This is a genomic window from Streptomyces sp. NPDC014889, assembly GCF_043081205.1.
In the GTDB taxonomy this organism is placed as follows: domain Bacteria; phylum Actinomycetota; class Actinomycetes; order Streptomycetales; family Streptomycetaceae; genus Streptomyces.
In genome coordinates this window covers 177,488-198,228 of the sequence record NZ_JBIBWH010000010.1, presented here as the reverse complement: position 1 = coordinate 198,228, position 20,741 = coordinate 177,488, and the positions used below count along the sequence as shown (strand labels likewise).

The window sequence follows — 20,741 nt, the reverse complement described above, 5'->3', positions numbered from 1 at the left end:
CCCTACTCGAAGGAGCCGCGCCCATGTCCCGGCCGCCGGACCCCGCCGTACCGCCCCAGTACCCCGAACCGTCCTCTCCCGACGCCGCCGTTCCGCCGCCACCTGCCTACCCGGCGCCGCCCACCACCCCACCGCCGTATCCGGCCGAGCCCCCGTACCCCGCGGCGGCGCCGCAGAACCCGACCCCTGCTTCAAACCGGCTCATCGCGCCCCCGGCCTACCCGACCACCACACCCTCAGCGGCCGCCGCGCCGCCGGCCTACCCGACCACCACACCCCCGACAGCCACCGCGCCCCCGGCCTATCCGACCGCCGCACCCGCAGGCCAACCGGCCGCCCCTGCGAGCCAGCCCACCGCACCGCCGGCCCAGCCGACCGCCGCATCCCCGTATCCGGCGCACCCGGGCGCACCCCCGGCCTACCCGACCAGCCCGCCGACACCCCCGCAGCAGCCGCCCCCGCCCCTGCACCCAGCCCAAGGCCCCATCCCGGCCCCGGGTGGGCCGGGGCCGGGATGGGGCCCCGCCCAGCCTCCGCAGTACCCCGCCACTGGCCATCCCCCACTGCCCCCGCAGATCACCGCGGCGCCGTTCCAACCGCAGTACGCCCCGCAACCCGCCCCCGACGACCTCGACTACCGGCACCGCGGCGCCCGCCTGCACGTGGCCGAGTTCCAGCGTGGGACCGACGCGACGGCGGTCGCGGGGCTCGCGGTGCAGGCGCCGGGGGCCCTGGTGAGCCTGGCACTGGTCAGCTCCCTCGCGCTCGGCATGTTCGGGAACGTGGTCGGAACGCTGGTGATCCTCGCCTGGGTCGCGTCCGGCCTGCTCGTCTTCCACCGGCCGACCGAGCGGGCGTTCGCCCGGCACGTGCTCAAGCTGCGCCCGCCCACCGGGGCGGAACGGGCCCGCCTGGAGCCGATCTGGAACGAGGTGACCGCCCGCGCGGGCATCGAACCGGGCACGTACGAACTGATGGTGGAGAACAGCGGCGAGCTGAACGCGGTGGCGGTGGCCGGTCATGTCGTCGGTGTCACGACGTACTCCCTCACCCGTATCCCGACCAGCAACCTGGCCGCCGTACTCGCGCACGAGCTGGGTCACCACACCGGCGGTCACGCCTGGGCCGGTCTGCTCGGCTACTGGTACTCCCTGCCCGGCCGGATCGCCTGGGCGGTGACCCGGGGGCTGGCCCGGTTCGCGATCGCGGTCGCCAGCGTCTTCTCCATGGCGGCGACCGGGTTCCTGGTCCTGCTCATGGCGATGATGGCGGCCGCCGCGTTCCTCACCGCCTGGTTCATCGCCATCCCCCTGGTGCTCGCCCCCTACCTGCTGGCCTACACGGGCCGGCGCGGCGAGCTGCGCGCGGACCAGCAGGCCGCCGAGCTGGGCTTCGCCCGGCAACTGGCCGAGGTCCTCCACCACTTCCAGGCCGAGGAGGCGGCGACGAAGGCGGCCCTGGTCGCGCAGGGACAGCGGCTCAAGGAGCCCGGCGCCCTGGCCCGGCTTCTGTCCAGCCACCCGGACCACCAGACCCGGCTGAGCGCCCTCGAGCCCTATCTGGGCCTGCGTCGCTGACGCCCCGGACACGCCGAAGGGCGGCCACCCCCCAGTGGGAGTGGCCGCCCTTCAAGCTGCTCGCTTACTGGTTGTACGGACCGTAGTCGTAGTCCTCCAGCGGAACGGCCTGGCCGGAGCCGGAGCCGAACGGCGAGTAGTCGATGTCGTCGTAGCCGACGGCCGAGTACATCGCGGCCTTGGCCTCCTCGGTCGGCTCGACCCGGATGTTGCGGTAGCGGGACAGGCCCGTACCGGCCGGGATGAGCTTACCGATGATGACGTTCTCCTTGAGGCCGATCAGGGAGTCGGACTTGGCGTTGATCGCCGCGTCCGTCAGGACCCTGGTCGTCTCCTGGAAGGACGCCGCCGACAGCCAGGACTCGGTCGCCAGCGAGGCCTTGGTGATACCCATGAGCTGCGGACGACCGGAGGCCGGGTGACCGCCCTCCTGGACCACACGACGGTTCTCGTGCTCGAACTTCGAGCGCTCGACCAGCTCGCCGGGCAGCAGCTCGGCGTCGCCGGACTCGATGATCGTCACCCGGCGGAGCATCTGCCGGATGATGATCTCGATGTGCTTGTCGTGGATCGACACACCCTGCGAGTTGTAGACCTTCTGGACCTCGCCGACCAGGTGGACCTGGACGGCCCGCTGGCCCAGGATGCGCAGCACGTCGTGCGGGTTGGTGGCACCCACGGTGAGCTTCTGGCCCACCTCGACGTGGTCGCCCTCGCCGACCAGCAGACGGGCGCGCTTCGAGATCGGGAAGCTCGTCTCGTCGCTGCCGTCGTCCGGGGTGATGACGATCTTCTTGGTCTTCTCGGTCTCCTCGATCCGGACGCGTCCGGCCGCCTCGGAGATCGGGGCGACACCCTTCGGCGTACGGGCCTCGAAGAGCTCGACGACACGCGGCAGACCCTGGGTGATGTCGTCACCGGCCACACCACCGGTGTGGAAGGTACGCATCGTCAGCTGGGTGCCGGGCTCACCGATGGACTGGGCGGCGATGATGCCGACCGCCTCACCGATGTCGACCAGCTTGCCGGTGGCGAGCGAACGGCCGTAGCACATGGCGCAGGTGCCCACCGCGGACTCGCAGGTCAGGACCGAGCGGGTCTTGACCTCGGAGACGCCGCGGCCGACCAGCTCCTCGATGAGCACGTCGCCCAGGTCGGTGCCGGCCGGGGCCAGCACCTGGCCGTCGACCACGATGTCCTCGGCGAGGCAGCGCGCGTACACGGACGTCTCGACGTTGTCCGCCTTGCGCAGCACGCCGTCGGCACCCCGCTCCGCGATGTGCAGACGCAGGCCGCGGTCGGTGCCGCAGTCCTCCTCGCGAATGATGACGTCCTGGGAGACGTCGACCAGACGACGGGTGAGGTAGCCGGAGTCGGCGGTACGCAGGGCGGTGTCGGCCAGACCCTTACGGGCACCGTGCGTGGAGATGAAGTACTCCAGCACGGACAGACCCTCACGGAACGACGCCTTGATGGGCCGCGGGATGGTCTCGTTCTTGGCGTTCGACACCAGACCGCGCATACCGGCGATCTGACGCATCTGCATCATGTTTCCTCGGGCGCCCGAGGAAACCATCATGAAGATCGGGTTGGTCTTCGGGAAGTTGTCGTTCATCGCCTCGGCGACCTCGTTGGTCGCCTTGGTCCAGATCGCGATGAGCTCCTGGGTGCGCTCGTCCTTGGTGATCAGACCGCGCTCGTACTGCTTCTGGACCTTCTCGTCCTGCGCCTCGTAGCCGCGGACGATCTCCTTCTTCGCCTCGGGAACGACGACGTCGGAGATGGCGACGGTGACACCGGAGCGGGTGGCCCAGAAGAAGCCCGCCGACTTCAGGTTGTCGAGCGTGGCCGCCACGATGACCTTCGGGTAGCGCTCGGCGAGGTCGTTGACGATCTCGGAGAGCTGCTTCTTGCCCACCTCGAAGTCGACGAACGGGTAGTCCTCGGGCAGCAGCTCGTTGAAGAGCGCGCGGCCCAGGGTCGTCTTCAGGCGGAAGGAGTCACCCTGCTGCCACTCCGGCTCGCCCTCCTCGCGGGCCGGCGGGGTCCAGCCGCGCGGCGGGATGGTGCCCACCGGGAAGCGGACGTCCACCCGCGACTGGAGCGAGAGCTCGCCGGCGTCGAAGGCCATGATCGCCTCGGCGACCGACGCGAAGGAGCGGTCCTCGCCCTTGGCCTCGCGGCCCTCGCCGTCGGTGGTGAGGAAGTACAGACCGAGGACCATGTCCTGGGTCGGCATCGTCACCGGACGGCCGTCGGCCGGCTTGAGGATGTTGTTCGAGGACAGCATCAGGATGCGGGCCTCGGCCTGCGCCTCCGCGGACAGCGGCAGGTGCACGGCCATCTGGTCACCGTCGAAGTCCGCGTTGAACGCGGTGCAGACGAGCGGGTGGATCTGAATGGCCTTGCCCTCGACCAGCTGCGGCTCGAAGGCCTGGATGCCGAGGCGGTGCAGGGTGGGCGCGCGGTTCAGCAGAACCGGGTGCTCCGCGATGACCTCTTCGAGGACGTCGTACACGACCGTGCGGCCGCGCTCGACCATGCGCTTGGCCGACTTGATGTTCTGCGCGTGGTTCAGGTCGACCAGGCGCTTCATCACGAACGGCTTGAAGAGCTCCAGCGCCATCGCCTTCGGCAGACCGCACTGGTGCAGCTTGAGCTGCGGGCCGACGACGATCACGGAACGGGCCGAGTAGTCGACGCGCTTGCCGAGCAGGTTCTGACGGAAGCGGCCCTGCTTGCCCTTGAGCATGTCGGACAGCGACTTCAGCGGACGGTTGCCGGGGCCCGTGACAGGGCGACCGCGGCGGCCGTTGTCGAAGAGCGCGTCGACGGCCTCCTGGAGCATGCGCTTCTCGTTGTTCACGATGATCTCGGGCGCGCCGAGGTCGAGAAGCCGCTTCAGGCGGTTGTTGCGGTTGATGACACGGCGGTACAGGTCGTTCAGGTCGGAGGTCGCGAAGCGGCCACCGTCGAGCTGCACCATCGGACGCAGGTCCGGCGGGATGACCGGGACGCAGTCCAGGACCATGCCCTTGGGGCTGTTGGACGTCTGCAGGAACGCGGAGACGACCTTCAGGCGCTTCAGGGCGCGGGTCTTCTTCTGGCCCTTGCCGGTGCGGATGATCTCGCGGAGCTTCTCGGCCTCCTCCTCGAGATCGAAGGACTCCAGGCGCTTCTGCAGCGCCGCGGCACCCATCGAGCCGTCGAAGTACGTGCCGAACCGGTCGCGCAGCTCGCGGTAGAGCAGCTCGTCGCCCTCGAGGTCCTGGACCTTGAGGTTCTTGAACCGGGTCCACACCTCGTCGAGGCGGTCGATCTCGCGCTGCGCGCGGTCGCGCAGCTGCTTCATCTCACGCTCGGCACCCTCGCGCACCTTGCGGCGCACGTCGGCCTTGGCGCCCTCGGCCTCCAGCTCGGCGAGGTCCGCCTCGAGCTTCTTGGCGCGGGCCTCCAGGTCGGCGTCGCGGCGCTGCTCGATCTGCTGGCGCTCGACGGAGACGTGGGCCTCCAGCGACGGCAGGTCGCGGGTGCGGCGCTCGTCGTCGACGTACGTGATCATGTACGCCGCGAAGTAGATGACCTTCTCCAGGTCCTTCGGGGCCAGGTCGAGCAGGTAGCCCAGGCGCGACGGGACGCCCTTGAAGTACCAGATGTGGGTGACGGGCGCGGCCAGCTCGATGTGGCCCATCCGCTCACGACGCACCTTGGCGCGGGTGACCTCGACGCCGCAGCGCTCGCAGATGATGCCCTTGAAGCGGACACGCTTGTACTTGCCGCAGTAGCACTCCCAGTCCCGGGTGGGGCCGAAGATCTTCTCGCAGAAGAGCCCGTCCTTTTCCGGCTTGAGGGTGCGGTAGTTGATGGTCTCGGGCTTCTTGACCTCGCCGTGGCTCCACTGACGGATGTCGTCAGCGGTGGCCAGGCCGATCCGGAGCTCGTCGAAGAAGTTGACGTCGAGCACTATGCGTCAATCCCTCTCAGGGTTGTAAGTCTGTGGTCTGAAACGGGGGCCTGGGGGTCGGCGGGCCTCCTGGTCAGGAGGCCCGCCGGACTCCCGTCAGACCTCTTCGACGCTGCTCGGCTCGCGCCGGGACAGGTCGATGCCGAGCTCCTCCGCGGCGCGGAAGACATCCTCGTCGGTGTCGCGCATCTCGATGGACATGCCGTCGCTGGACAGCACCTCCACGTTCAGGCACAGGGACTGCATCTCCTTGATGAGCACCTTGAAGGACTCGGGGATGCCGGGCTCGGGGATGTTCTCGCCCTTGACGATGGCCTCGTAGACCTTCACGCGGCCGGTGACGTCGTCGGACTTGATGGTCAGCAGCTCCTGGAGGGCGTAGGCGGCGCCGTAGGCCTCGAGGGCCCACACCTCCATCTCGCCGAAGCGCTGGCCACCGAACTGAGCCTTACCACCCAGCGGCTGCTGGGTGATCATCGAGTACGGACCGGTCGAACGGGCGTGCAGCTTGTCGTCGACCAGGTGGTGCAGCTTCAGGATGTACATGTAGCCGACCGAGATCGGCTCCGGGAACGGCTCACCGCTGCGGCCGTCGAACAGCCGCGCCTTGCCGGACGGGAGGACCATGCGGTCGCCGTCGCGGTTCGGGATGGTGTGCTGGAGCAGACCCGCCAGCTCGTCCTCGCGGGCACCGTCGAAGACCGGGGTGGCCACGTTGGTGCCGGGGGCGACCTGGTCGGCGCCGATGACCTGGAGGCGCTCCGCCCACTCGTCCGCGAGGCCGGAGACGTCCCAGCCGCGGCTGGCGAGCCAGCCGAGGTGGATCTCCAGGACCTGTCCCGGGTTCATTCGGGACGGCACACCCAGCGGGTTGAGGATGATGTCGACCGGGGTGCCGTCCTCCAGGAACGGCATGTCCTCGATCGGCAGGATCTTGGAGATGACGCCCTTGTTGCCGTGGCGGCCGGCGAGCTTGTCACCGTCGGTGATCTTGCGCTTCTGCGCGACGTAGACGCGGACCAGCTGGTTCACGCCCGGCGGCAGCTCGTCGCCCTCCTCGCGGTCGAAGACGCGCACGCCGATGACCTTGCCGGTCTCGCCGTGCGGCACCTTCAGCGAGGTGTCACGGACCTCACGGGCCTTCTCACCGAAGATCGCCCGCAGCAGGCGCTCCTCGGGGGTCAGCTCGGTCTCGCCCTTCGGGGTCACCTTGCCGACGAGGATGTCGCCGGCGATGACCTCGGCGCCGATGCGGATGATGCCGCGCTCGTCGAGGTCGGCGAGGACCTCCTCGGAGACGTTCGGGATGTCCCGGGTGATCTCCTCGGGGCCGAGCTTGGTGTCACGGGCGTCGACCTCGTGCTCCTCGATGTGGATCGAGGAGAGGACGTCGTCCTGGACGAGGCGCTGCGACAGGATGATCGCGTCCTCGTAGTTGTGGCCTTCCCACGGCATGAACGCGACCAGCAGGTTCTTGCCGAGCGCCATCTCGCCGTTCTGGGTGGCCGGGCCGTCGGCGAGGACCTGTCCCTCGACGACGCGGTCGCCCTCGTTGACGATGACCTTCTGGTTGACCGAGGTGCCCTGGTTGGAGCGGGCGAACTTGGCCAGGCGGTACGTGATGTACGTGCCGTCGTCGTTGGTCGTGGTGATGTAGTCGGCGGAGATCTCCTGGACCACACCGGCCTTCTCGGCCTTGACCACGTCGCCGGCGTCGACGGCGGAGCGGTACTCCATGCCGGTGCCGACGAGCGGGGACTCCGACTTGATGAGCGGAACGGCCTGGCGCATCATGTTCGCGCCCATGAGGGCACGGTTGGCGTCGTCGTGCTCGAGGAAGGGGATCATGGCGGTCGCGACCGACACCATCTGGCGCGGCGAGACGTCCATGTAGTCGACGTCCTCGGGGCTGACGTAGTCGACCTCGCCGCCACGGCGGCGGACCAGCACACGGGCCTCGGCGAACCGCATGTCGTCGCCGAGCGTGGCGTTGGCCTGCGCGATGACGAAGCGGTCCTCCTCGTCGGCGGTCAGGTAGTCGACCTCGTCGGTGACCTGGCCGTCGATGACCTTGCGGTACGGGGTCTCGACGAAACCGAACGCGTTGACCCGGCCGTAGGAGGCGAGCGAGCCGATCAGACCGATGTTCGGGCCTTCGGGCGTCTCGATCGGGCACATGCGGCCGTAGTGCGAGGGGTGCACGTCGCGGACCTCGAAGCCGGCCCGCTCACGGGAGAGACCACCCGGACCAAGGGCCGACAGGCGGCGCTTGTGGGTGAGACCCGACAGCGGGTTGTTCTGGTCCATGAACTGCGACAGCTGGCTGGTGCCGAAGAACTCCTTGATGGAGGCGACGACCGGCCGGATGTTGATCAGGGTCTGCGGCGTGATCGCCTCGACGTCCTGCGTGGTCATGCGCTCGCGGACGACGCGCTCCATCCGGGCCAGACCGGTGCGGACCTGGTTCTGGATGAGCTCGCCCACACTGCGCAGACGGCGGTTGCCGAAGTGGTCGATGTCGTCGGTCTCGACGACGACCGTCTCGCCGTTGTCACCGGTGGTCTCGATCTCGCCGGCGTGCAGCTTCACCAGGTACTTGATCGTCGAGATGACGTCCTCGACGGTCAGGATGCCCGCGTCCAGCGGGGCGTCCGCACCCAGCTTCTTGTTGACCTTGTAGCGGCCGACCTTGGCCAGGTCGTAGCGCTTGGGGTTGAAGTACAGGTTCTCGAGCAGCGTCTGCGCGGCCTCACGCGTGGGGGGCTCGCCCGGGCGCAGCTTGCGGTAGATGTCCAGCAGCGCGTCGTCCTGGCCCTGGGTGTGGTCCTTCTCCAGGGTGGCGCGCATCGACTCGTACTCGCCGAACTCCTCGAGGATCTGCTCGTTGGTCCAGCCGAGCGCCTTCAGCAGGACGGTGACCGACTGCTTGCGCTTGCGGTCGATGCGGACACCGACCATGTCGCGCTTGTCGATCTCCATCTCCAGCCAGGCACCCCGGGACGGGATGATCTTGGCGGAGAAGATGTCCTTGTCGGACGTCTTGTCGATGGAGGAGTCGAAGTAGACACCGGGGGAACGGACCAGCTGGGACACCACGACACGCTCGGTGCCGTTGATGACGAAGGTGCCCTTGTTCGTCATGAGCGGGAAGTCGCCCATGAAGACGGTCTGGGACTTGATCTCGCCGGTCTCGTTGTTGGTGAACTCGGCCGTGACGAAGAGCGGGGCCGCGTACGTGAAGTCGCGCTCCTTGCACTCGTCGATCGAGTTCTTGGGCGGCTCGAAGCGGTGGTCGCGGAACGTCAGCGACATCGACCCGGAGAAGTCCTCGATCGGGGAGATCTCCTCGAAGATCTCCTCGAGGCCGGACTTGGTGGGGACGTCCTGACCGGACTCCAGAGCGTCCTCGACGCGAGCCTTCCACGCGTCGTTGCCGAGCAGCCAGTCGAAGCTCTCGGTTTGCAGCGCGAGAAGGTTCGGAACCTCGAGGGGCTCCTTGATCTTTGCAAAGGAGATGCGCAGCGGGGCGGTGCTGGCGCCGTTGTTCGTATTCGCGGTCGAGGCGTTGCGCGAGGCGGCCAAGAGGGGGTCCTTCCGAGGGCTCGGACTCACTACGCGCGTACCGGCCCCCCGCCGACGCTTGCGGACAGGTCGTCCTGATCGGGCCGAAAGGCCAGGTCAAGGATGATCTGGTCGTCGTCGCTGAGGCGAGGGCATGCCCCTGGTGACGGGCAGGGGACAGCTAACAGGCAGCGCAAAGGGTCAGTGTAGCCACATGGCACACTGATGTCCAGTGCGGGTTTTTTGAGACCCTCGTAGTTGTCAACGTCTGCGGCATGCCTGCCCTCAACGCACTCTGATACTGCCCTCTTCGTCGTCGATCCATGCCTCGGATTCGGATCCTTGTGACGACGCGTCCTGAGAATTGCGCGCTGCGTGCGGTTCGTCAAGGCCTCCCATGGCCAAACCGGATGCTGCCATCGTCACGTGCAGCCCGCCGCCGGAAGCTCTGGAGGCACGACGAAGATCACCATACCCCTCCCTGCGGCGGGTGCAAGGCAGCCGGCACCGGCCCCCTCGAACGCCGAAGAGCGACCACCCGGATGGATGATCGCTCCTCGGTGCGTTCGCGTTACAGCCCTAGGGGGCCGTGTTCAGCGCGCGGGAGTCCTGGCGGACCCGTGAGGTCTTACTTGACCTCGACGGAGGCGCCGGCGCCCTTGAGGGCCTCGGCGGCCTTGTCCGCGGCCTCCTTGTTGACCTTCTCGAGGACGGGCTTCGGCGCACCGTCGACCAGGTCCTTGGCCTCCTTCAGGCCCAGGGAGGTCAGCTCGCGCACGACCTTGATGACCTGGATCTTCTTGTCGCCGGCGCCGGCGAGGATGACGTCGAACTCGTCCTTCTCCTCGACAGCCTCGGCGGCGGCGCCGCCACCCTGGCCCGCGACGACGACCGGGGCGGCCGCGGCGGCGGTGACGTCGAACTTGTCCTCGAAGGCCTTCACGAACTCGGAGAGCTCGATGAGGGTCATCTCCTCGAACTGCGCGAGCAGGTCTTCCTGGCTGAGCTTCGCCATGATGGCGGTCCTTCCACTCGAATCGGCAGGTGCCGGATGTACTGGGTGAGGCGGGCGTACGTCGGCCCGCTGCGACCCTTGCCGCGTCAGGCGGCGCGGGTCAGAAAGCGAGCCGAGTTACTCGGCACCGCCCTGCTCGTCCTGCTTGGCGCGCAGCGCGTCCACGGTGCGGACGAGCTTCGACGGCAGCGCCTGGAAGACGGAGGCAGCCTGGGACTGCTTCCCCTTGAAGGCACCGGCCAGCTTGGAGAGCAGAACCTCGCGGGACTCGAGGTCCGCAAGCTTCTTGATCTCGTCGGCGGACAGCGCCTTGCCGTCAAGGACACCGCCCTTGATGACGAGATTCGGGTTGTCCTTGGCGAAGTCACGGAGACCCTTCGCCGACTCCACCGGGTCACCGGTGACGAAGGCGACGGCCGTCGGACCAGCGAAGAGCTGGTCGTCCAGCGTGATCCCGGCCTCGTTGGCCGCAATCTTGGTCAGCGTGTTCTTCACCACGGCGTACTGGGCGTTCTCACCGAGCGACCGGCGCAGCGTCTTGAGCTGCGCCACGGTGAGACCGCGGTACTCGGTCAGCACGGCGGCGTTGGAGCTGCGGAACTTGTCCGTCAGCTCCGCAACCGCGGCAGCCTTGTCGGGCCTCGCCATAGAGCCTCGGCCTCCTTCCGGGTGATTCGGACCGCGCGGACCCGAAGGAGGACTGGGGAAAACGAAACGCCCCGGCGCAGGCGCACGGGGCGGACTCGACCGGGCGCACACACGGGGATCGACGCGTGCTCCGGGAGTTCTTCCACAGTCACCTGCGCGGGTCGTCCGCAATTCAGCGGATCCTTCGGCCACCGCGCCCTCGTCGAGAGCACGGCAACGACCAGCGGTCTTTGGCTTCTGTGGGAGCGTACGGGAAGGTGTCACCGCAAGGCAAATCCGCCCCCGGAAGCGGCTCAGGAGCTGATGCCGCCGCCCGCGGTGGCGCCCTGCGAGGCCACCAGGTCCTTGAAGTCGCTGGTGTCGCCGGCCGGGGGCGCCTGGACGGCACTCTTCACGCCGTAGTCGCTGTAATAGGCGGTGCTGGTCATGGCGCCGGTCGCCATCTCGGCCTTCTCGACCTTCTTGACCAGCAGGTCCTGGTCGTTGACCCAGATGTCGATGGTCTCCGTGGTGACCCCCGCCTCGCTGAGCTGCTTCTTCAGGTCGTCCATCTGACGCTTGGGCAGGTTCGAGTTCTTGTCGGCGAAGTCGGCGACGTTCACCGTGCCCGCGTAGTGCGTGGTGTGCTCGCCGCGCACCGTCGCCTCGCCGACCTTCCTGACGTCGCCGGAGACCAGCAGCAGCTTCACCGACTGGTTCGGCGTGGCGTTCTTCAACTGCTCCTGCATGTACGCGCCGGAGCCGCCGGCGAGGTCCCCGAGGTCCTCGTAGCCGTACCGGATCCAGTGCCTGCCGCCCGTCTGCCGCGCGTAGGCCTCGCTCATGTGGGCGTAGTAGGCGTCGGGCAGGTACCGCGCCTCCATCGTCGTGGCGCCGATCCGGCGCATCGTCTCGGCGACCGCGCCGCCGGTGTAGGTGAGCGTGAGCCGGCCGGTGAGCCCGTCGGCCCAGTCGAGGGTGCCGCTGCCCTTCATCGACATCAGGGTGCCGATGCTGGTCGTCGTCGACACGCGGGCCGAGTCCGCCTCGGCGGTGGAGGTGTCGGCGGAGCGCAGGGCCGCTACGGGGCTCACCCGGGCGGCGCCCCGGCCGGCCGCGCCGTCGTCCTTGCCCGAGGCGCCGGAGGACCCCGAGGAGCCGCCGGAGGAGCCGCAGGCGGCCAGTGCCGTCAGAGAGGTCACCGCCACGACGGAGAGCGTGATGCGGCGCGCGGTCGTGCTCATCATTCGTCCCACCCCTATGCGGTTGCTGTGATCTTCACGCTAACGCAGCCCGGTGACAGGCGTACGGGAGTCGCACAGGGCGTCGTGCACGGACGTACGGAAGACGCCGTACAGGAGTCCCACAGAAAAGGGACGAGCCCCGCACCCGAAAAGGTTGCGGGACTCGTCCCTCAGCTGTGCGAGCCGTCAGGCTCAGACCGCGGCCGGGTCCTCCTCGACGAGGAGGTTGCGGGTGCGGTTCGGGTCGACCGGAATGCCGGGGCCCATCGTGGTGGTGATGGCGGCCTTCTTGATGTAGCGACCCTTGGCGGCGGACGGCTTCAGACGGAGGATCTCCTCCAGGGCCGCGCCGTAGTTCTCCACCAGCTTGGTGTCGTCGAACGACGTCTTGCCGATGATGAAGTGCAGGTTCGAGTGCTTGTCGACGCGGAACTCGATCTTGCCGCCCTTGATGTCGGTGACGGCCTTGGCCACGTCGGGGGTGACGGTGCCGGTCTTCGGGTTCGGCATCAGACCACGCGGGCCGAGGACGCGGCCGAGGCGGCCGACCTTGCCCATGAGGTCCGGGGTGGCGACGACGGCGTCGAAGTCCAGACGGCCCTTCGACACCTCGTCGATCAGTTCGTCCGCGCCGACGATGTCGGCGCCGGCGGCACGCGCGGCCTCGGCACGGTCACCGGTCGCGAAGACCAGGACCCGGGCGGTCTTACCGGTGCCGTGCGGAAGGTTCACGGTGCCACGGACCATCTGGTCGGCCTTGCGCGGGTCGACACCCAGGCGGAAGGCGACCTCGACGGTGCCGTCGAACTTGGTCGTGGAGGTCTCCTTGGCGAGACGGACGGCCTCGAGCGGGGCGTACTGCTTCTCCCGGTCGACCTTGGCGTCCGCAGCGCGGAGAGCCTTGCTGCGCTTGCTCACAACTGCTCCTGTGTGTTCTGTAAGGAGTCGTGGTACGGGCCGAGCCGGCCCTGCCACGTGCGGCCTTCGGCCGCATGGTGCTACTACGAAGGTGGGGTTCAGCCCTCGACCGTGACGCCCATGGAACGCGCGGTGCCGGCGATGATCTTCGCGGCGGCGTCCAGGTCGTTGGCGTTGAGGTCGGGCAGCTTGGTCTGGGCGATCTCGCGGACCTGCGCCTGGGTGATCTTGGCGACCTTGGTCTTGTGCGGCTCGCCGGAGCCCTTCTCCACGCCCGCGGCCTTGAGGATCATCTTGGCGGCCGGCGGCGTCTTGGTGATGAAGGTGAAGGAACGGTCCTCGTAGACCGTGATCTCCACCGGGATGACCCAACCGCGCTGCGACTCGGTCGCGGCGTTGTAGGCCTTGCAGAACTCCATGATGTTGACGCCGTGCTGACCCAGCGCCGGGCCGACCGGCGGAGCCGGGTTGGCGGCGCCGGCCTGGATCTGGAGCTTGATGAGCCCCGTGACCTTCTTCTTCTTGGGAGGCATTGCTCTCCGGGTCCTTTCGATTCGGGTCCTGCCTGCGCTCGGGTACCACCCGGACGCAGGCATACCGCACAACGATAACGGGTATGACTGTGCGGCTGAAAACCACGCAGGTCAGGCGACCGCTCGAGCGATCGCCTGACCTGTGCGGAAGCGGTGGGTCCAGAAAGAACCGCGGTGAACTAGTTCTTCTGGATCTGGTCGAAGCTCAGCTCGACCGGGGTCTCGCGGCCGAAGATCTCGACGAGGCCCTTGACCTTCTTGGAGTCCGGGTTGATCTCGTTGATCGTGGCCTGGAGCGTGGCGAACGGGCCGTCGGTGACGGTGACCGAGTCGCCGACCTCGAAGTCCAGCACCTGGACCTCGACCTTGCGCTGCGGAGCCGGCTTGCCCTCGGCCTCGGCGGCCTCGCGGGCGGCCTTCTCCTCCGCCTCGGGGGCGAGCATCTTCACGATCTCGTCCAGGGACAGCGGGTACGGGTCGTAGGCGTTGCCGACGAACCCGGTGACGCCCGGGGTGTTGCGAACGACGCCCCAGGACTCGTTCGTCAGGTCCATGCGGACCAGGACGTAGCCGGGCAGCTTGTTCTGCCGGACGGTCTTGCGCTCGCCGTTCTTGATCTGGACGATCTCTTCCTCGGGCACCTCGGCCTGGTAGATGAAGTCCTCGACGTTCAGCGAGACGGCGCGCTGCTCCAGGTTGGCCTTCACGCGCTTCTCGTAGCCGGCGTAGGTGTGGATGACGTACCACTCGCCGGGCAGCGTGCGCAGTTCCTCGCGGAGCTTGGTGACCGGGTCGACCTCGGCCTCCGGCTCCTCCTCCTCGGCCTCACCCCCGGGCGCCTCGTCCACGACGTGGACGGCGGCCTCCTCGGCCGACTCGCCCGCGGCGGCTTCGGCAGCCTCGGCCTCGTCGACCTCGTCCGCACCCTCGACGATGTCGAGCTCGTCATCCACGGACTCGGTCGGCTCGATGGCGTCGTTCAGGTTCGGGTCAGACACGGTGGCTGCTTCTTCCTGGATACATAGGGGTGGAACATGCGAAAAGGGGCGCCGGTAACCGCGGCGCCCTTCGCTCTTGGCTCAGCCGAAGACGTACTTGGCCGCGTGGTTGAGCCCATAGTCAATCACGGTCACCAGGCCGATCATGATGACGACGAAGACAATCACCACGGTGGTGTACGTCGTCAGCTGGTTGCGAGTCGGCCAGACGACCTTGCGGAGTTCCGCGATGATCTGACGGTAGAAGAGAGCAAGGCGCTTCAGCGGGCCCTTCTTGCCACGCTTGCCACCCTTGCGGGCCTTCTTGGATTCCGTCACCTCGTCCTGAGCATCAGGCGTGTCGAGGGAGCCCACGGCGTCCGTCATTCGTCCTCACCTGATTCCGGGTCGTGGCCGTGCCGCGCCCGGTCGAGCCGCACGGCGGTGCATTGCTGTACGTACATGCGCACACATCCTGGCGAAGGTGTGTGTAGCAGGGCCGGAGGGACTCGAACCCCCAACCGCTGGTTTTGGAGACCAGTGCTCTACCAATTGAGCTACGACCCTTTGTGTGTCCCCCAACGTACCGCATACGACCGAGTGCTCGGTGTGCACCGGGTGCGACAGCGGCTGCTGAAGACCAACGAGGTGAGAGTGTACGTGTTCCTGCGCCGGTCGTCGAACAGAAAGTGCTCAACCGGCCCCGATCGCTGGAAGATCGCCTGGCCGGGGACGAGATCCGGACGGATGTCCGGAGGTTCGACCGGTCTTGTTCACCCTGTGAAACCCGCCTGCCTCGAGCGTTTCCTGTCTGAAACGATGGACCGTATGAGCGCTGCAACCCCTCCCACCGAGCGCCGGGTCTCCGCCCGCATCGGCGCGATCTCCGAGTCCGCCACTCTCGCCGTGGACGCCAAGGCCAAGGCCCTCAAGGCCGCCGGACGTCCCGTGATCGGCTTCGGCGCCGGCGAGCCGGACTTCCCGACCCCGGACTACATCGTCGAGGCCGCCGTCGAGGCCTGCCGGAACCCCAAGTACCACCGCTACACGCCGGCCGGCGGCCTGCCCGAGCTGAAGGCCGCGATCGCCGCGAAGACGCTGCGCGACTCCGGCTGGGAGCCGGACGTCTCGCAGATCCTGGTCACCAACGGCGGCAAGCAGGCCATCTACGAGGCGTTCGCCGCGATCCTCGACCCGGGCGACGAGGTGATCGTGCCTGCGCCGTACTGGACGACGTACCCGGAGTCGATCCGCCTGGCCGGCGGTGTCCCGGTCGAGGTCGTCGCGGACGAGACCACCGGCTACCGCGTGACGGTCGAGCAGTTGGAGGCCGCCCGCACCGAGAAGACCAAGGTCGTCCTCTTCGTCTCCCCGTCCAACCCGACCGGCGCGGTCTACTCCGAGGCCGAGACCGAGGCGATCGGCCGCTGGGCCCTCGAACACGGGCTGTGGGTGCTGACCGACGAGATCTACGAGCACCTGGTCTACGGCGACGCCGTCTCGGTGTCCCTGCCGGCGCTCCTGCCCGAACTGCGCGACAAGTGCGTCGTGGTCAACGGCGTGGCGAAGACGTACGCCATGACCGGCTGGCGCGTGGGCTGGGTCATCGGCCCGAAGGACGTGGTCAAGGCCGCGACCAACCTCCAGTCGCACGCCACGTCGAACGTGTCGAACGTCTCCCAGGCCGCGGCCCTCGCCGCCGTCTCCGGCGACCTGGAGGCGGTCGCGAAGATGCGCGAGGCCTTCGACCGGCGGCGCAGGACGATCGTGCGGATGCTCAACGAGATCGACGGCGTGCTCTGCCCGGAGCCGGAGGGCGCGTTCTACGCCTATCCGTCGGTGAAGGCGCTGATCGGCAAGGAGATCCGCGGCAGGCGCCCGCAGAACTCGGTGGAGCTGGCCGCGCTGATCCTGGAGGAGGCCGAGGTCGCGGTCGTCCCGGGCGAGGCCTTCGGCACGCCTGGCTACCTGCGCCTGTCCTACGCCCTCGGCGACGAGGACCTGGTGGAGGGCGTGAGCCGGATCCAGAAGCTGCTGGCGGAGGCGCGGGACTGAGTTCCGCTTCCGTTTGCGGGCGCTCGCGGACTGCTCGGACGAGTGGTCGGCGAGCGCCCCTTCATTTGTGCGAGCAAGACCACGAACGGGGAAACGACTACCGGGGCACGGGGAACGTACGGCACCATCCTGGAATGGAGCGTGCACGTAATCTCTCTGAGCTGCCGAAAGCCCATCTGCACCTGCACTTCACCGGGTCGATGCGGCCCACCACCCTGCTGGAGCTGGCCGACAAGTACGGCGTGCGGCTGCCCGAGGCGCTGACGGAGGCCCTGGTCAGCGGGGAGCCGCCGCGGCTGCGGGCGACGGACGAGCGGGGCTGGTTCCGCTTCCAGCGGCTGTACGACGCGGCACGCTCCTGCCTGCGGGAACCCGACGACATCCGGCGGCTGGTGCGGGAGGCCGCCGAGGAGGACGTCAGGGACGGCTCGGGCTGGCTGGAGATCCAGGTCGACCCGACCTCGTACGCACCCCGTCTGGGCGGGCTGATCCCGGCGCTGGAGATCATCCTGGACGCGGTGGAGACGGCGTCGCGCGAGACGGGCCTCGGGATGCGGGTCCTGGTCGCCGCGAACCGCATGAAGCACCCCCTGGACGCCCGCACGCTGGCCCGCCTCGCGGTGCGCTACCGGGACCGTGGCGTGGTCGGCTTCGGTCTGTCGAACGACGAACGCCGGGGCATGGCACGGGACTTCGACCGGGCGTTCGCGATCGCACGGGACGGCGGCCTGTTCGCGGCCCCGCACGGCGGCGAGCTGACCGGCCCCGCCTCGGTGCGCGACTGCCTGGACGACCTCCAGGCGCACCGGGTGGGCCACGGGGTGCGCGCGGCCGAGGACCCGCGGCTGCTGAGTCGGCTGGCCGACCGCGGCGTCACCTGCGAGGTGTGCCCGGCGTCGAACGTGGCCCTCGGCGTGTACGACAAGCCCGAGGACGTCCCCCTGCGCCGGCTGTTCGAGGCGGGCGTCCCGATGGCCCTGGGCGCCGACGACCCGCTGCTGTTCGGCTCCCGGCTGGCGGCGCAGTACGACATCGCCCGCCGCCACCACTCGTTCACGGACGCCGAACTGGCGGAGCTGGCCCGCCAGTCGATCCGCGCGTCGGCGGCCCCCTCGGACATGCGCACGAAGCTGCTTTCGGGGGTGGACGACTGGCTGGCGAGCTGACGGCGGGTCGACGGCGCGGTGGTCAGGACCGGGCCATGGCGCCGATCACCAGGGGCAGCGACTCCTTGTCGAAGATGCCGCCGGCCAGGGACTCGTCGATGGTCCTGCCGTCGACCTTCATGGTGGGTGTGCCGGACACTCCGGATGTGTCGAACGCCTTCTCGGAGGCGGTCACGAAGTCGCGGTGCCTCATGCCCTTGACCGCCGCGTCGAACTTCTCGCCGCGCAGGCCGGGGACCTTGGACGCCATGTCCAGCAGGAAGGCGTCGGTGTAGCCGTCGACCTCCTCCTCGGGCTGGTGCGCGAAGAGCACCTCGTGGTACTCGGCGAACCTGCCCGCGTCCAGGGCAGCCCGCAGGGCGTTGGCGGCCTTCTTGGAGCCCTCGCCGCCGAGCCGGTCGTCGAGGAACGAGGCCAGCGTGTACTCGGCCCGGACCTCGCCGGCCAGGATCAGCTCGCGCAGGCCCTCGCCGCCGCCCTGGGTCTCGAACTGCGCGCAGACCGGGCAGCGCAGGTCCTCGTACAGGTGGACGACGGTCTTGGCGTGGGGGGATCCCACGCGGACGGTGGTGCCGTCCGGTGCGAGCCTCTCGTCGATCTCGGCCATGCTCGTGTACGCCGCCGCGTCCGGCTCCCCGCCTCCGGCCGGTGTGCCGCCCTTGCCGCATCCCGTGGCGAGCACGCCCATGAGAACGGCGGCAGCCACGGCCGCCGCGGCACGTCTGCCGTGTTGCTTCCCCATGTTCTCCCCTCCCCTTGTGCCCCGCATGGTTCCCCCGTGTTCCGCCGCTACAGACTCACGCCGACCGTCACCGGCTCGTTGACCAGGGTGATGCCGAAGGCCTCACGGACCCCGGCCACCACCTCGCGGGCCAGTGCCAGCAGGTCCTCCGTGGTCGCGCCGCCGCGGTTGGTCAGGGCGAGGGTGTGCTTGGTGGAGATGCGGGCCGGCCCGGTGCCGTAGCCCTTGGTGAAGCCCGACTTGTCGATCAGCCAGGCCGCGGACGTCTTGGTGTGCCCCTGCCCCGCCGGGTAGGCGGGAGGCTCCACGCCGTCGCCGAGCCGCTCCCGCACGCGCGCGCGGAAGGTGGCGAAGTCGGCGTCCGTGAGGATCGGGTTGGTGAAGAAGGAGCCGGCGGACCAGGTGTCGTGGTCCTCGGGGTCCAGCACCATGCCCTTGCCGGCCCGCAGCTTCAGCACGGTCTCGCGGGCGGTGGCGAGCGGTACCCGCTCGCCCGCCTCGACGCCCAGGACGCGGGCGGTCTCGGCGTACTTGAGCGGCGCCGACATCCCGTCGGCGTCCTCCAGCCGGAAGCGGACGCGCAGGACGACGTACCGCTCCGGGTCGGCCTTGAAGCGGCTGTGCCGGTAGGAGAACGCGCACTCCTCGTTGGCCAGCGTCACGGTGCGGCCCGCCCGGCGGTCGTAGGCGACGACCTCGGTGATCGTCGAGGAGACCTCCTGGCCGTACGCCCCGACGTTCTGGATCGGGGTGGCCCCCGCGGAGCCGGGGATGCCGGACAGGCACTCGATGCCGGCGAGCCCCGCCTCGACGGTGCGCGCGACCGCGTCCGTCCACACCTCGCCGGCGGCCAGTTCCAGCGTCGTGCCGTCGAGTTCGAAGCCTCGGGTGGCGATGCGCAGCGCGGTGCCGTCGAAGCCCTTGTCGCCGATGACCAGGTTGGAGCCGCCGCCGACGACCAGCAGCGGTGTGCCGTGGGCGTCGGCCTCGCGGACGGCGTCGACCACCTCGGCGTCAGTGGTCGCGGTGATCAGCCGGGTCGCGGGGCCGCCCAGCCGGAAGGTGGTCAGCGGGGCGAGGGGCGCGTCGTGGAGTTCCTGCACGCGCCCAAGACTACGAGACCCCACTGACGGCCCCGCACCTCGGCGAGTACGGGACCGGGGTGGCCGTCAGGCCAGGCGGACGACGGCCCGGGACATCCCGAGGACCTTCTGCCCGTTGCTCATGGCGGTCAGGTCGACCCGCACGGTGTTCTCGTCGAGCTTGGCCGCGACCTTGCCGGAGACCTCGATCACGGCGCCCTCGTCGTCGTTCGGGACGACGACGGGCTTGGTGAAGCGGACGCCGTACTCGACGACGGTGCCGGGGTCGCCGGTCCAGTCGGTGACCACACGGATCGCCTCGGCCATCGTGAACATGCCGTGCGCGATCACGTCCGGAAGCCCGACCTCCTTGGCGAACCTCTCGTTCCAGTGGATCGGGTTGAAGTCCCCGGAGGCGCCGGCGTACTGCACGAGGGTGGCCCGGGTCACGGGGAACGTCTGCGCCGGCAGCTCGGTGCCGACCTCGACGTCGTCGTAGGCGATCTTCGCCGTCATCGGATTCCTCACGTCTCCTCGGCCGCGCGGGCCACGAGCTTGGTCCAGGCGGTCACGACGTGCTCGCCCAGCTCGTCGTGCACCTCGCCGCGGATGTCCAGGACGTCGTTGCCGGCCAGGGACTTGATCGACTCGATGGTGGAGGTGACGGTGAGCCGGTCACCGGCACGCACGGGCCGGGTGTAGGCGAACTTCTGGTCGCCGTGCACCACGCGGCTGTAGTCCAGGCCGAGCTGCGGGTCCTGGACGACCTGGCCCGCGGCCTTGAAGGTGATCGCGAAGACGAAGGTCGGCGGGGCGATCACATCGGGGTGGCCGAGCTCCTTGGCGGCTTCCGGGTCCGTGTACGCCGGGTTGGCGTCGCCCACCGCCTCCGCGAACTCACGGATCTTCTCCCGGCCCACCTCGTAGGGGTCGGTGGGCGGGTAGGACCGCCCCACGAAGGACTGGTCGAGCGCCATGGCCCGGTACCTCCTGATATCGCTGCGTTTTCGCACATGAAACACCATGAGGCCGCCCCCGTGGTGCGGGGGCGGCCTCATGTCTGAGTCTGATCAGCGCGTCTCGCGGTGCGCGGTGTGCGCGTTGCAACGCGGGCAGTGCTTCTTCATCTCGAGCCGGTCGGGGTTGTTCCGCCGGTTCTTCTTGGTGATGTAGTTCCGCTCCTTGCACTCCACGCAGGCCAGCGTGATCTTCGGGCGGACGTCGGTGGCAGCCACGTGAGTGCTCCTTGACGAACGGGTAGGCTAGTTCAACGCAAGAAA

The 20,741-nt window shown here is 68.8% G+C and carries 17 protein-coding genes and 1 tRNA gene; 3 read left to right on the top strand and 15 right to left on the bottom strand.

The genetic code is table 11. From position 1 onward, the window contains the following. The first annotated feature begins 23 nt into the window (after positions 1 to 23). Positions 24 to 1,577 carry a M48 family metalloprotease gene (locus ACF09J_RS21700; RefSeq protein WP_392307086.1) on the top strand — a complete coding sequence of 518 codons (1,554 nt, stop codon included), beginning with the start codon at positions 24 to 26 and terminating at the stop codon, positions 1,575 to 1,577. A gap of 64 nt (positions 1,578 to 1,641) precedes the next feature. On the opposite strand, the gene ACF09J_RS21695 is transcribed toward ACF09J_RS21700, so the two are convergent. From ACF09J_RS21695 to ACF09J_RS21650, 10 genes are all read right to left on the bottom strand, one after another. Beyond that, positions 1,642 to 5,541, bottom strand: coding sequence for a DNA-directed RNA polymerase subunit beta' (locus ACF09J_RS21695; protein WP_392307085.1), 3,900 nt, complete (start codon positions 5,539 to 5,541; stop codon positions 1,642 to 1,644). Between the two features lie 96 nt (positions 5,542 to 5,637). Beyond that, positions 5,638 to 9,123, bottom strand: a complete 3,486-nt coding sequence (rpoB, locus tag ACF09J_RS21690) for a DNA-directed RNA polymerase subunit beta (RefSeq protein ID WP_392307084.1) — start codon at positions 9,121 to 9,123, stop codon at positions 5,638 to 5,640. A 607-nt stretch (positions 9,124 to 9,730) separates the two neighbouring features. Then, on the bottom strand, positions 9,731 to 10,117 hold the full coding sequence (gene rplL / locus ACF09J_RS21685; protein WP_392307083.1) for a 50S ribosomal protein L7/L12: 387 nt from the start codon (positions 10,115 to 10,117) through the stop codon (positions 9,731 to 9,733). A gap of 117 nt (positions 10,118 to 10,234) precedes the next feature. Then, positions 10,235 to 10,765, bottom strand: coding sequence for a 50S ribosomal protein L10 (gene rplJ / locus ACF09J_RS21680; RefSeq protein ID WP_100569727.1), 531 nt, complete (start codon positions 10,763 to 10,765; stop codon positions 10,235 to 10,237). A 293-nt stretch (positions 10,766 to 11,058) separates the two neighbouring features. Continuing rightward, complete coding sequence (locus tag ACF09J_RS21675; protein WP_392307082.1) at positions 11,059 to 11,991, bottom strand: hypothetical protein; 933 nt, start codon at positions 11,989 to 11,991, stop codon at positions 11,059 to 11,061. 189 nt (positions 11,992 to 12,180) lie between these two features. Then, positions 12,181 to 12,906, bottom strand: a complete 726-nt coding sequence (gene rplA / locus ACF09J_RS21670) for a 50S ribosomal protein L1 (RefSeq protein ID WP_392307081.1) — start codon at positions 12,904 to 12,906, stop codon at positions 12,181 to 12,183. Between the two features lie 98 nt (positions 12,907 to 13,004). Further along, the gene (gene rplK, locus ACF09J_RS21665; RefSeq protein WP_043442978.1) at positions 13,005 to 13,439 is read right to left on the bottom strand and encodes a 50S ribosomal protein L11; all 435 of its coding nucleotides are present in this window, start codon (positions 13,437 to 13,439) and stop codon (positions 13,005 to 13,007) included. A gap of 179 nt (positions 13,440 to 13,618) precedes the next feature. Next, positions 13,619 to 14,437, bottom strand: coding sequence for a transcription termination/antitermination protein NusG (nusG, locus tag ACF09J_RS21660; protein WP_392307080.1), 819 nt, complete (start codon positions 14,435 to 14,437; stop codon positions 13,619 to 13,621). 81 nt (positions 14,438 to 14,518) lie between these two features. After that, a complete protein-coding gene (secE, locus tag ACF09J_RS21655) occupies positions 14,519 to 14,803 on the bottom strand; it encodes a preprotein translocase subunit SecE (RefSeq protein WP_141359395.1) in 285 nt (94 codons plus the stop codon). Positions 14,804 to 14,910: 107 nt separating this feature from the next. Next, positions 14,911 to 14,983 (bottom strand) — tRNA-Trp (locus ACF09J_RS21650). A 261-nt stretch (positions 14,984 to 15,244) separates the two neighbouring features. On the opposite strand from ACF09J_RS21650, the gene ACF09J_RS21645 reads away from it, so the two are divergent. Both ACF09J_RS21645 and ACF09J_RS21640 read left to right on the top strand, forming a co-directional pair. Beyond that, on the top strand, positions 15,245 to 16,471 hold the full coding sequence (locus ACF09J_RS21645) for a pyridoxal phosphate-dependent aminotransferase (protein ID WP_392307079.1): 1,227 nt from the start codon (positions 15,245 to 15,247) through the stop codon (positions 16,469 to 16,471). Between the two features lie 134 nt (positions 16,472 to 16,605). After that, positions 16,606 to 17,637 (top strand): adenosine deaminase, encoded by a 1,032-nt coding sequence (locus tag ACF09J_RS21640; RefSeq protein WP_392307078.1) that lies wholly within the window; start codon positions 16,606 to 16,608, stop codon positions 17,635 to 17,637. A gap of 22 nt (positions 17,638 to 17,659) precedes the next feature. Here the strand turns inward: ACF09J_RS21640 and ACF09J_RS21635 are convergent, their stop codons facing one another. The 5 genes from ACF09J_RS21635 to rpmG all read right to left on the bottom strand — a co-directional run bounded on the left by ACF09J_RS21635 (position 17,660) and on the right by rpmG (position 20,696). Beyond that, a complete protein-coding gene (locus ACF09J_RS21635; protein ID WP_392307077.1) occupies positions 17,660 to 18,379 on the bottom strand; it encodes a thioredoxin domain-containing protein in 720 nt (239 codons plus the stop codon). Between the two features lie 47 nt (positions 18,380 to 18,426). Further along, entirely contained in the window at positions 18,427 to 19,482 is a 1,056-nt protein-coding gene (locus tag ACF09J_RS21630; RefSeq protein ID WP_392307076.1) for a UDP-N-acetylmuramate dehydrogenase, read from the bottom strand. 66 nt (positions 19,483 to 19,548) lie between these two features. Beyond that, the gene (locus ACF09J_RS21625; RefSeq protein WP_392307075.1) at positions 19,549 to 19,977 is read right to left on the bottom strand and encodes a MaoC family dehydratase; all 429 of its coding nucleotides are present in this window, start codon (positions 19,975 to 19,977) and stop codon (positions 19,549 to 19,551) included. An 8-nt stretch (positions 19,978 to 19,985) separates the two neighbouring features. After that, positions 19,986 to 20,438, bottom strand: coding sequence for a MaoC family dehydratase N-terminal domain-containing protein (locus tag ACF09J_RS21620; RefSeq protein WP_392307074.1), 453 nt, complete (start codon positions 20,436 to 20,438; stop codon positions 19,986 to 19,988). A 93-nt stretch (positions 20,439 to 20,531) separates the two neighbouring features. Then, positions 20,532 to 20,696 (bottom strand): 50S ribosomal protein L33, encoded by a 165-nt coding sequence (rpmG, locus tag ACF09J_RS21615; protein WP_003948671.1) that lies wholly within the window; start codon positions 20,694 to 20,696, stop codon positions 20,532 to 20,534. Between the last annotated feature and the right edge of the window lie 45 nt (positions 20,697 to 20,741).